Below are 11,844 nucleotides of genomic sequence, written 5' to 3'. Positions count from 1 at the left end.
AATATGTAAAACGCTGCAAAGATAGAATTATCTTGTTAATAATGAGATATTTTTAACAATTTCTTTTGGCTGCAGCCTTCAGAGCTTCGCTGAATGCCGTTTGATAGTAAACGATAAACTTGCTCCATTCGGCTTTTTTTGCCAGTTCAAAGCAGCGTTTACGTATTTCTCCCGCCTCTTTATTGCTTTTTTTAACAAGTGAGAGGATGGAAGTCGTGATAGCATCAGCAACATCGAAATAATTGAAGTCGGTCCGGTCGATTACGGCCACTCCATCACTGATGTTTTTTCCGGATACACTCTTTTCTGCCCAAAGGCCGAATCCGGCCAGATTGGTAGTTACTGTCGGTATGCCGAAGGCAACACTTTCCAGCGGGGTGTATCCCCAGGGTTCGTAGTATGACGGATATACGGTTGCATCCATACCGATCAACAGATCGTAATAAGGCTTGTTGAAGATACCGTCGCGTCCGTCCAGATAACAGGGAACAAATATTATTTTTAGCTTTTCGGTTGCCTGATTGGTGAATCCGGCGTGCGAAATATAATTTAAAACCTTATCCTGATCCATTAGGTTCATCCAATGGGTGATAAAAGGCATTTGCAGGGGAGAAGTCGTCTTGATATCGTTCTCGATAACCTCTTTCAGGTCTGCACGTGCGTCACGAACCCAGGCGGGAACCATAATGAATGCCACGACTTCACGTTGTAACTCTCCTGAATTACGTACGCGGTTCATCGCTTCAATGAAAACGTCGATCCCTTTGTTACGGTATTCATAACGTCCGCTGGTTGAAACGAGCAATGCTTCCGGTGAGATGGAACATCCCAGTAACTTCTCGGCTACATTGATCAACGTTTGGCGGGCTTCTGCACGTTTCTTTGTATATTCTTTTCCTTCCGGAACGAAGTTCGGTTCGAAACCGTTCGGTGTCACGATGTCCGGTGCTTTATCGAGCAGTTGCTTACATTCAAGGGCTGTGATGTCACTAACGGTAGTGAAACAGTCCACGTAATGGGCCGTCTGCTTTTCCAGAGAATGTTTGGCTTCCATGTTCAGCTCTTTGGCCATCTGATCACCGTTATAGCCTTCCATATAAGCATATAATGCTTTATTATTTCCGGCAATAGATCGACCTATGGAGGTGGCGTGTGTCGTAAACAGGGTTGCGATAGCGGGGATCTGCTTTTGTATGTAAAGCGCTCCCATTCCCAGCATCCATTCGTTGAACAGTGCTGTTACTTTTTGGTCTGATAGGTTGTTGAAGTTGTAGAAACTTTCAATTACTTTACCTACGGCATAGGCGAAAATACAGGATTCGTCGTAATCACCGTAAGCATGCATTGAATCTACGCGGAAGTTTTCCCACATAGAATAGAAGAAAGCATCTCTCTCACTGAAAAAAGGCTTGAAGTCGACGAGTATAACCGGAGGAGTACCGGGTACATTCCAGCGGCCGACCTTCATCTTTAGTTTGTCAATGGTTTTTGCATGTTGTCTCCAATCAGCAAACAGAGTATCATCTTCAATAAAATCCGGGGCGTTTGTCTTACCCCATACATCGGGTCCGATAAAGATCACTTTATCGTTGAACATCTGTTGTAATGTATGTGCTTTTGTAGAAAGTACCGTGTAGATTCCTCCCACCTTATTACAGACTTCCCAACTGCTTTCAAAGAGATATTCTGGCGTTGTTGTCTTTGTATCCATAAACGATTTTGTTTATAATCAGAGAATTCGAAGGTGCAAAGATACATTATTTTTATATTTTTTGCCCGGTGTATGAGTTATTTAATGAAGTAATTCGTAGATTTGTGGATATTTAAATGCAAATGTTATGGCTAAAAGAAGAATTTTGAAGAAAGAAATCAGTTATGTGGCTGGTGAGTTATTTTCTGAGGTGTTAGTGTGTAAACTCTTTATTCCTGGTATCAATGAAGATAAAGCTGATGCGCTGATGGCAAGAATACTTGATATGCAGGATGAATTTATCCGTCGTGCCGGTACTCCGGATGCGAAAGAGAATAAGACACTAGTAAAAGAATATTATCGTAAACTCAGAGTCGATTTGCAGACAGAAGTAAACGCCGTTGCAGACGAAATAGGAGCGCTAAGCAAAGAAAAGTAAATAAATGAAGAAAGCTATCAGTAGGGCACTTCTTCGCATGACCGGATGGAAACTGGGGCCAATAAGCGAAGATGTGCCTAAGTGCGTGATATGCGTTGCCCCGCATACCAGCAACTGGGATTTTATTGTCGGTAAGTTATTTTATACGGCATTAGGGCGTAACGCCAGTTTTCTTATCAAAAAGGAATGGTTCTTTTTCCCGTTCAATCTGTTGTTTTCGTGGCTGGGTGGTGTGCCTGTAGACCGGCATAAACGGACTTCGGTAACCGATCTGATGGTTGAGGTGTTTAACGAGCGTAAAATTTTTCAGCTGGCTGTGACACCGGAAGGAACACGTAAAAGAACGGAGGAGTGGAAAAAAGGTTTTTATTATATAGCAGAGAAGGCACGGGTTCCTATTATGATCGCTTATTTCGACTATGCAAAGAAGGAAGTCGGAGTGAAGGGATTGTTTTATCCGACCGGAGATGTAGATAAAGATATTCATACAATTCGCGAACATTATCGGGATGTGACAGCTTGTCACCCGGAGAATTTCGTACAAGTTTAATTTACTATTATGGCAGACAGTTTACGTATCAGCATGATCCAGTCCCATATTATATGGGAAGACAGAGACGAGAATCTTGGTTATTACGGAGAGTTACTCCGGCGTGTAAGCGGAAAGACGGATATTGCCGTACTTCCGGAAACATTTACAACCGGTTTTTCCATGGAGGTGGAAAGATTGGCTGATACGATGGAAGGCCCTACTATCCCGGCTATAAAGGGATGGGCCGGCAAATATAATCTGGCTGTCGCCGGTAGTTTCATTGCGAAAGAAAACGGAAAGTATTTTAATCGTGCTTTTTTTATTACTCCCGAAGGAGAGGAATATTATTATGACAAGCGTCATTTGTTCCGGATGGCTGGTGAAGACGGGCATTTCACAGCTGGTGATAAACGCACGATCATAACCTACAGGGATTGGAATATCTGTTTGCAGGTTTGTTATGACCTCCGTTTTCCGGTATGGAGCCGGAATGTAAATAATGAGTATGACTTATTGATCTATGTCGCAAACTGGCCTGAACCCCGTAAAAAGGTATGGAAAGCATTATTGCCGGCCAGGGCTATTGAGAATATGGCTTATGTTTGTGGTGTGAACCGGGTGGGAATAGATGGTAAAGGATTCACGTACCGGGGAGATTCCATGATCTTTTCCCCGAAAGGAAAGAAACTGGCGGATGCCGGTAAACGTGAAGAGATAACACGTACCTGCACCTTAAGTAAGAGCGAGCTTGAAGAGTTACGCGCAAAATTCCCGGCGTGGAAGGATGCAGATGCTTTTTCGATTCTCTGAATGATAGAACGATTGAAAAAAGAGCGGTTATCGGATTTGTTCCGGTAGCCGCTCTTTTTTATGAGATAACTAAAGGCAGTGATATTGTAAAACAGCTTCCTTTGTTTTCTTCTGATTCCAGTTCTATGACTCCTCCGAAACGATGGATGATGACCTGGCATATAGCTAATCCTAATCCTGTGCCTTGTGCAAATTCATCCAGTTTATTGAAACGTTCGAATACCGCCTTCTGTTTTTCTTTCGGAATACCGATTCCCGTATCTTCAACGAAGATATCTACAGCCAGTCGTTTAGGGTTATAACTATAGCCGATCTTGATATATCCGCTTCTGGTAAATTTGGAAGCATTATTGATGAAGTTGGTTATGACCTGTGTCAGGCGGTGTTTGTCGGTATTCAGCATAACTGCTTCTTCCGGTTTTTCTATTTTTAATTCTACACCCTCCGGCATGAGTAATCTGTGGGTCTGATAAACATTATTCATCAGGTCTGAGAGGTTGCATTCGCTGAACGAAAACTCCATTCGGCCTGACTCAATACGCGACAAGTCCAGGATATCGTTTATCAGTTTTAAAAGAAGGTCGGAATTGGTGTTTATCAGTTTCAGAAAATCATTGCGCTCACTGGATGATAGCTCGACATCTTCTTCTGCTATGATGTTTGAAAATCCTACGATCGCATTCAGCGGAGTCCGTATCTCATGACTCATATTGGCAAGGAATGCCGATTTCATTTTGTCCGATTCTTCTGCCTTTTGTCTAGCATAGATCAGTTCCTGCTCTGCTTCTTTTCCTCGCTGGATATTCAGGCAGAGGCCGCTAAAGAAATCATCCTGTTTATTATATGTATATCTGAATTCCCACCATTGATAATCCTTATCATTGAATTTGCATTGTATTTGCGAGATATTATTTTCTAAATCGCCGGATATGGCCATTTCTATATTCATATTGAATATATGCAAATGTTGAGGGAGGATATAACTGCGGAATTCCTCTATGCTGAAAGGATTTTCCTTTAAACCTACAGCTGTATAGAAGTCCCTGTCAAAATAGAACTTATTGTTTCTTAACTGGAAAGCGAAGACATTTCCCCCGGCTAATGCCAAAGACAGGAATTGTTCTCCTTTTCTCAGACTCTCCTGTGCTTGTTGTTTATTACGGTTTTCACGCAGGTAAAGATAGGTCAGGTATATTATGAGCAAAATAACTGTTATACCTATACAGATACCGAAAGATATGATATGAGATTTATATTTTTCGAAAAAAGGCATATTGACGATCTGATAGTTGCCGGGTATTTGGTTGAGAGGAATGTTCCATCGAACCATTTCTTCCCAATCGATCAGATATTCTTTTGGACTTTTTGTAATGGGAATACTACTGAGTGGCTTTCCTCGTAATACTTCACTGGCTGTTTTTACAGAGAGTTCGATTTGTGTGTGATAAGGTGTAATGTAACCTCCCAGTAAACCTTCTTTTAATCCAAAGCCTTCGTTGATTACGGTGATAGTAGGTGCACTGGAAAATAGCCCCAGTCGTTTGGATGTAAAATCACGTTTACTTTGTACGAAGACAGAGTAGCGGGCTAATCCGGATAAGGCCCATAATAGCTGGGCTGATTCTGTTTCCCGCCCATTGGTTAGTGCATAGTATGTTTTTGACGGTTTGTTAAGTACTGTTTTCTCTATTATCAGGGAACTGTCTTTAGTTAATATGTATTGATTTTTATCGTCTACCGTGAAATGATAGCCAGCAACATAATTTATGCCCTGTGCTTTTAGCTCATTGAGAAAAGAACCGGTTGTTTGCTTTCCTAGATAGGTGTTGTCTGTCCAGATATTAATTCTCATAGGCCCGTATATCTCTTCTGACATTTTGATTGTTTTTAGAAATTCCGGACGATCCCAATAACCGGTTATATTGGGGTGTTTTTTCAGCAGGCTCCAGTTTGGATAGTTTACACCGGAGAAAATAGTTGGAACTTGTTTGGATAGCGGATGGTCACTATTCATAAATGAATAACATGCCTGATCATCATATGTCAGAACTATATCCGGGCGCCAACCGTCAAGTGAATCCAGGTAGTTGTAAATTCTAGCTTTTTCTTCTTTATCCATGTATGACTCACAATCCAGATAAAAAGTCCGAATATCCGTTTTTATGTGATTTCGTTTGAATTCATGGAGTATTTTGTGTTCTGTACCAATATATCCGTCGTACTCCGGTTCGTATGATTGAATAACCAGTATCCGTTTTAAGTCTGATGCCGATTGATTGCAGGAGAAACAGGCAGCCAGTAACAGTATGCCTGTGAGGTGGAATAGATATTTAGTTAATGCCGTTTGCATAAATACTAGTGTTACTTTTCCGGGTTATCGTGATCAAGCGACTGAAACCGTATTGTTTATATTTAAGGGAGCAAATATAACGAGTAGTTTTTGAATATCAACGAATTTTGGTTTTTTAATTTACAGGGTCAAAAAAAAGCGACTGCCGGAGGTTAGTCCGACAATCGCTCTTCATCTTATGTGGAAAATGTAATCTTATTATTTTACTTCTTCGAAGTCTACATCTGTTACGCCACCGTCTTTAGTTCCACCGGCGTTATTGTTTGCCTGTTGCTGTCCGAAGTCTGGTCCCGGTTGTGCACCGCCCTGAGCATTCTGGGCATTGTACATTTCCTGGCTTGCAGCCTGGAATACCGTATTCAGTTCAGCCATAGCTGCGTCGATACCTGCAACATCCTGCGCTTTGTGAGCTTCTTTCAGCTTATTCAATGCAGCTTCGATAGGAGCTTTCTTGTCAGCCGGAAGTTTGTCGCCCAGGTCTTTCAACTGTTTTTCAGTCTGGAAGATCATACTGTCAGCCTGGTTCAGCTTGTCGATACGTTCTTTTTCTTTCTTATCGGCTTCTGCGTTAGCGGCAGCTTCGTCTTTCATACGTTTTACTTCGTCATCGCTCAAACCGCTGGAAGCTTCGATACGTATGCTCTGTACTTTACCTGTACCTTTATCTTTTGCAGATACGTTCAGGATACCGTTTGCATCGATATCGAAAGTAACTTCGATCTGAGGTACACCACGTTGTGCAGCAGGTATGCCGTCCAAGTGGAAACGACCGATCGATTTGTTATCCTTAGCCAGGGAACGTTCACCCTGCAGGATATGGATTTCTACAGACGGCTGGTTGTCGACAGCAGTTGTAAATGTTTCCGATTTCTTAGTAGGGATAGTTGTGTTAGCTTCGATCAGCTTAGTCATCACACCACCCATTGTTTCAATACCCAGAGACAGCGGAGTAACATCCAGCAACAGTACGTCTTTTACTTCACCTGTCAATACACCACCCTGAATGGCAGCACCTACAGCTACTACTTCGTCCGGGTTAACACCTTTGGAAGGAGCTTTGCCGAAGAATTTTTCAACGATAGCCTGTACAGCCGGGATACGTGTAGAACCACCTACCAGGATTACTTCGTCGATATCGGAAGTGCTTAAACCTGCATCCTGCAATGATTTGCGGCAAGGTTCGATACAAGCCTGGATCAGGCTGTCTGCCAATTGTTCGAATTTAGCACGAGTCAATGTCTTAACTAAGTGCTTTGGAATACCGTTAACCGGCATGATATACGGCAGGTTGATCTCAGTACTTGTTGTACTTGACAATTCGATCTTTGCTTTTTCTGCTGCTTCTTTCAAACGTTGCAAAGCCATCGGATCCTTACGCAGGTCGACACCTTCTTCACGCAGGAATTCTTCTGCCAGCCAGTCGATGATTACGTGGTCGAAGTCATCACCACCCAGGTGAGTATCACCGTTAGTTGATTTTACTTCAAATACACCGTCTCCTAATTCCAGGATTGAAATATCGAATGTACCGCCACCAAGGTCGAATACAGCGATCTTCATATCTTTGTTAGTCTTATCAAGACCATAAGCCAATGATGCGGCAGTCGGTTCGTTCACGATACGGCGAACATTCAGACCTGCAATTTCACCTGCTTCTTTTGTTGCCTGACGCTGAGCATCGCTAAAGTAAGCCGGAACAGTGATAACTGCATCTGTTACCTCCTGTCCTAAATAATCTTCAGCTGTTTTCTTCATCTTCTGAAGAACCATTGCTGAAATTTCCTGCGGAGTATACAAACGACCTTCGATGTCTACACGCGGAGTGTTGTTTTCGCCACGTACTACTTTATAAGGTACACGGTTGATTTCTTTTGTTACCTGATCGTAAGACTCACCCATGAAACGTTTGATAGAGAATATCGTTTTCTCAGGATTGGTGATAGCCTGACGTTTTGCGGGATCACCTACCTTACGTTCGCCGCCTTCCACGAAAGCTACGATTGAAGGAGTAGTTCTTTTACCTTCGCTGTTAGCAATAACAACCGGTTCGTTGCCTTCCAGTACGGCAACACATGAGTTGGTTGTTCCTAAGTCGATACCAATAATTTTTCCCATAATTCGATAATATTTTAATTGTTATTATTTTTCGTCTTTGCTTTTTCTCTTGTCGAGTTGCACCAATTAGTATACAAAACGTATGCCAAAGTAACAATGAACGCTTCCGAATTGTTTTTGTTGTCAGAAATAATGACAATACGGCAGATGTTAAAACGATATATTTTTATCTTTGTGCCATAGGATGGATGATGACATAATTTATATGTAAAGAAGAGACTATTATCAATTAAATCGTTTATAAAATGAAAAACTATCTAGTTTTTACCATGACTGCACTTTTATTGGGAACTTCCTGTTCTTCCAAAAAAGAACAGACCGAAGGTTTTACCGGTGCTCAGGGAGAGGTAAAGCTTATAACGCTTGATCCCGGACATTTCCATGCAGCCCTGGTACAGAAAGTATCTTATCCGCAAGTTTGTAAAGATGTTTATGTGTACGCACCCGGAGGTTTTGATGTAGATGAGCATCTGAAGCGTATCGAGGGGTTTAATACACGCGCAGAGAATCCGACCGGGTGGAATGAAATTGTTTATACGGGTTCCGATTATCTGGAGAAGATGCTTGCCGAAAAGAAAGGGAATGTAATGGTTCAGGCCGGTAATAACGGAAAGAAAACCGAGTATATAAAGAAGACACTTAAAGCCGGCATCAACGTGCTTTCTGACAAGCCGATGGCCATCAACAGTCAGAATTTTCAATTGCTGGAAGAGTGTTTTGATATTGCAAAGCAAAAGAATATCCTGTTGTATGACATTATGACGGAAAGGAATGAGATCACCACCTTATTACAGCGTGAACTTTCAACGATCCCTGCTATCTATGGAGAACAGTTGAAAGGATCTCCGGAAGAACCGGCTATTGTGAAGGAAAGCGTACACCATTTGTTTAAGCTGGTGGATAATAAGCCGCTGACCCGTCCGGTGTGGTATTTTGACGTGACTCAGCAAGGAGAGGGGATTGTGGATGTGACGACTCACCTGGTGGATCTCGTTCAGTGGGAGGCTTTCCCGGATCAGATCATCGACTATAAAAGAGATATTGAATTTGTGGATGCGAACCGTTGGACGACTTCAATCAGCCCGGAAGAGTTTAAGCAGGTGACGGGTACGGATGCTTACCCTGATTTCCTGAAAAAGGATGTGGAGAACGATACGCTGAAAGTCTATTGCAATGGTGATATCGTATATAAGATCAAAGGGGTAACGGCCAAGGTTTCAGTTATCTGGAATTATACTTTCCCTGAGGGTGGTGGTGATACTCATTTCTCTGTCATGAAGGGAAGTAAGGCCGACTTGATTATCCGTCAGGGTAAAGAACAGGGGTATAAGCCGGAATTATATATTGAGGTATTGCCCGATATTGATCTGGCTGCTTATGAAAAAGAACTGGCTGCTGCCATGTCGACCGTGGCGGATAAATATCCGGGAGTTGCTTTGGAGAAGGTTTCAGATAATGTATGGCAAGTTCAGATCCCTGCAACATACAGGGTAGGGCATGAAGCCCATTTCGGACAGGTGATGGAAAATTATCTGCAATATTTGAAGGATGGAAAATTGCCGGACTGGGAAGTCCCGAACATGATCGCCAAGTATTATGTGACAACGCATGCGTTGGAGATGGCGAAGGCAAAGAAGTAAAATAGAAACAAAAAGCCCCGGAGTTTGTCACTTCGGGGCTTTTTTATTACTTCATTTCCTTTTCTTCCATCATGTCGAGTTCATTCTTGTCGGAATCGATAAACTTGTATTCCAGAAAACCCAGACTTTGGTTAGGAATGACTTTCATACTTTTTGAGTACTTTAGTTTCCATTTCATACTAAGGGGAAATAATCCCTTATTAACGAATGCTGCAACGTAGGGGTGTACGTGCAGGGCGAATTTCTTCACATTGTGCTTATTCACTAAACAATCGATCTTTCCTTCCAGATTGTCGGTAAACAGGATCGACGGTTTGATTGTTCCTGTGCCGAAACAGGTAGGACAAGATTCCGTTGTATCTACATCCATAGCCGGGCGAACCCTTTGGCGGGTAATCTGCATCAGTCCAAACTTACTTAAAGGCAGGATGTTGTGTTTGGCCCGATCGTTTGCCATCGCTTTAGACATGTGCTCGAATAACTTCTGTCGGTTGGCAGCCTCTGCCATATCGATGAAGTCGACCACAATAATACCGCCCATGTCGCGAAGACGAAGCTGGCGTGCTATTTCGTCGGCGGCGGCTGTGTTTACGTCGATAGCTGTTTTTTCCTGGGCGTCGCTTCCTTTGGAGCGATTGCCGCTGTTTACATCTATCACGTGCATGGCCTCGGTGTGCTCGATGATCAGGTAAGCTCCACTTTTATACGTAACCGTACGTCCGAACAACGATTTGATCTGCTTGGTGATACTGAAATTGTCGAATATCGGCAGTTCACCGGTGTATCGCTGTACGATCTCTTCCCTTCCGGGAGCGATCAGACTGACATAATCGCGGATGTTATGGAATACGTCCGCGTCGTTTACGTAAATGTTTTGGAAAGAGGGATTGAATATATCGCGGAGCAAAGCTACTGTACGTGCCGTTTCTTCGTATACGATCGACGGAACTTTTAGCTTTGGAACCTTGACGATGTTTTCTTCCCATCGTTTCACTAATGTCTTTAATTCATGGTCGAGTTCAGCAACACGTTTACCTTCTGAAGAGGTACGCACTATTACGCTGAAATTTTTCGGCTTGATACTCTGGATCAGCTGCCGTAAACGGGCACGTTCTTCACTCGACTTGATTTTCGTGGAGACAGAGACCTTATCGGCAAATGGTATCAACACGATATATCTTCCGGCAAAAGATAGTTCGGAAGTCAATCGCGGACCTTTCGTAGAGATCGGCTCTTTAGCAATTTGCACCAACACCTCTTGTCCGACTTTCAGCACGTTACTTATACTTCCGTCTTTTTCAATTTCGGGAAGTATCTGCACTTTTGAAATAGCAGGAACCTTTTTCTGGTCGCTGAGTGCTTGTTTGAGGAACTTCTGCTGGGTGTTGAAGTTTGGACCTAAGTCCAGATAATGAAGAAATGCGTCCTTTTTATACCCTACATCAATGAAAGCAGCATTCAACCCCGGCATCAGTTTTTTAACTTTACCAAGATAAATATCACCTACGGCAAACGAGACATTGCGGGCCTCCTTCTGGAGTTCCACAAGGTTCTTGTCTTCCAATACGGCAATAGATACCTCTTTGGGTTGTACATCTACTACTAATTCACTTATCACTTAAAAAAGGGTTTTTTAATTCAGACCTTTCTAAATACGCAAAGAACAAACTTAAAAGGTCACTTATTAAGTTTGTTCTTTAGAGTTTCTTGATAGACTTATTTTTTCTTATGTCTATTCTTCTTCAGTCTCTTTTTGCGCTTGTGCGTAGACATTTTATGTCTTTTTCTTTTCTTTCCGCTAGGCATTGTTTCTAAATTTTAAATTAAACTATAATTACTAATTACTTAACTTCGTTCAGGAAGGTTTTAGCCGGCTTGAATGAAGGGATGTTATGCTCAGGAATAATGATCGTAGTATTCTTTGAAATATTACGAGCAGTCTTCTGAGCTCTCTTCTTAATAACGAAACTACCGAATCCTCTCAGGTATACGTTTTCTCCTTCAGATAATGAACTTTTTACAATATCCATAAAAGATTCTACGCTATTCAATACCGTCTGCTTGTCGATGCCGGTACTTTTTGCAATTTCGCTAACAATATCTGCTTTAGTCATGTCTATAAATTAATTAATGATTTGGACCTATTAATTTTTTGGAATGCAAATATATAGCTTTTTATTTAAGTGGAAAAAGAATTGCCCGCCATTTTTTAATAAAAAAGATTCCTTACAATTCATTATATCTGCGTATGTTTGCATTAATCAACGA

General features: G+C 42.1%; 9 protein-coding genes. 4 read left to right on the top strand and 5 right to left on the bottom strand.

Translation table 11 applies throughout. The features are described 5' to 3' along the window. Nucleotides 1-52: 52 nt before the first annotated feature. Nucleotides 53-1,711 carry a glycosyltransferase gene (locus HMPREF1536_RS03300; protein WP_028728606.1) on the bottom strand — a complete coding sequence of 553 codons (1,659 nt, stop codon included), beginning with the start codon at nt 1,709-1,711 and terminating at the stop codon, nt 53-55. A 127-nt stretch (nt 1,712-1,838) separates the two neighbouring features. Here HMPREF1536_RS03300 and HMPREF1536_RS03295 point away from each other — a divergent pair, with 127 nt between their 5' ends. From HMPREF1536_RS03295 to HMPREF1536_RS03285, 3 genes are read left to right on the top strand one after another with little or no spacing between them, the layout of a single operon-like run. Further along, on the top strand, nt 1,839-2,129 hold the full coding sequence (locus HMPREF1536_RS03295) for a hypothetical protein (RefSeq protein WP_028728605.1): 291 nt from the start codon (nt 1,839-1,841) through the stop codon (nt 2,127-2,129). A 4-nt stretch (nt 2,130-2,133) separates the two neighbouring features. Then, nucleotides 2,134-2,679 (top strand): lysophospholipid acyltransferase family protein, encoded by a 546-nt coding sequence (locus tag HMPREF1536_RS03290; RefSeq protein ID WP_028728604.1) that lies wholly within the window; start codon nt 2,134-2,136, stop codon nt 2,677-2,679. A 9-nt stretch (nt 2,680-2,688) separates the two neighbouring features. Then, a complete protein-coding gene (locus HMPREF1536_RS03285) occupies nt 2,689-3,471 on the top strand; it encodes an amidohydrolase (RefSeq protein WP_028728603.1) in 783 nt (260 codons plus the stop codon). Between the two features lie 58 nt (nt 3,472-3,529). Here HMPREF1536_RS03285 and HMPREF1536_RS03280 read toward each other — a convergent pair whose 3' ends face one another. After that, nucleotides 3,530-5,821 carry a sensor histidine kinase gene (locus HMPREF1536_RS03280; protein WP_028728602.1) on the bottom strand — a complete coding sequence of 764 codons (2,292 nt, stop codon included), beginning with the start codon at nt 5,819-5,821 and terminating at the stop codon, nt 3,530-3,532. Between the two features lie 198 nt (nt 5,822-6,019). Then, entirely contained in the window at nt 6,020-7,936 is a 1,917-nt protein-coding gene (gene dnaK, locus HMPREF1536_RS03275) for a molecular chaperone DnaK (RefSeq protein ID WP_028728601.1), read from the bottom strand. 245 nt (nt 7,937-8,181) lie between these two features. On the opposite strand from dnaK, the gene HMPREF1536_RS03270 reads away from it, so the two are divergent. Then, nucleotides 8,182-9,576, top strand: a complete 1,395-nt coding sequence (locus HMPREF1536_RS03270) for a putative oxidoreductase C-terminal domain-containing protein (protein WP_028728600.1) — start codon at nt 8,182-8,184, stop codon at nt 9,574-9,576. A 46-nt stretch (nt 9,577-9,622) separates the two neighbouring features. Here HMPREF1536_RS03270 and HMPREF1536_RS03265 read toward each other — a convergent pair whose 3' ends face one another. Together HMPREF1536_RS03265 and HMPREF1536_RS03260 are read right to left on the bottom strand one after the other, a co-directional pair. Beyond that, on the bottom strand, nt 9,623-11,194 hold the full coding sequence (locus HMPREF1536_RS03265; RefSeq protein ID WP_028728599.1) for an Rne/Rng family ribonuclease: 1,572 nt from the start codon (nt 11,192-11,194) through the stop codon (nt 9,623-9,625). A 223-nt stretch (nt 11,195-11,417) separates the two neighbouring features. Then, a complete protein-coding gene (locus HMPREF1536_RS03260) occupies nt 11,418-11,690 on the bottom strand; it encodes an HU family DNA-binding protein (RefSeq protein WP_028728598.1) in 273 nt (90 codons plus the stop codon). Nucleotides 11,691-11,844: the final 154 nt, after the last annotated feature.

Origin of the sequence: Parabacteroides gordonii MS-1 = DSM 23371 (assembly GCF_000969825.1) — a bacterium.
GTDB lineage: Bacteria > Bacteroidota > Bacteroidia > Bacteroidales > Tannerellaceae > Parabacteroides > Parabacteroides gordonii.
This window is presented reverse-complemented; position numbering and strand designations above follow the sequence as displayed.

Coding starts and splice junctions, on each gene's coding strand:
- HMPREF1536_RS03300 (WP_028728606.1), bottom strand. CDS start 1,711: ATGGATACAAAGACAACAACGCCAGAATATCTCTTTGAAAGCAGTTGG.
- HMPREF1536_RS03295 (WP_028728605.1), top strand. CDS start 1,839: ATGGCTAAAAGAAGAATTTTGAAGAAAGAAATCAGTTATGTGGCTGGT.
- HMPREF1536_RS03290 (WP_028728604.1), top strand. CDS start 2,134: ATGAAGAAAGCTATCAGTAGGGCACTTCTTCGCATGACCGGATGGAAA.
- HMPREF1536_RS03285 (WP_028728603.1), top strand. CDS start 2,689: ATGGCAGACAGTTTACGTATCAGCATGATCCAGTCCCATATTATATGG.
- HMPREF1536_RS03280 (WP_028728602.1), bottom strand. CDS start 5,821: ATGCAAACGGCATTAACTAAATATCTATTCCACCTCACAGGCATACTG.
- dnaK (WP_028728601.1), bottom strand. CDS start 7,936: ATGGGAAAAATTATTGGTATCGACTTAGGAACAACCAACTCATGTGTT.
- HMPREF1536_RS03270 (WP_028728600.1), top strand. CDS start 8,182: ATGAAAAACTATCTAGTTTTTACCATGACTGCACTTTTATTGGGAACT.
- HMPREF1536_RS03260 (WP_028728598.1), bottom strand. CDS start 11,690: ATGACTAAAGCAGATATTGTTAGCGAAATTGCAAAAAGTACCGGCATC.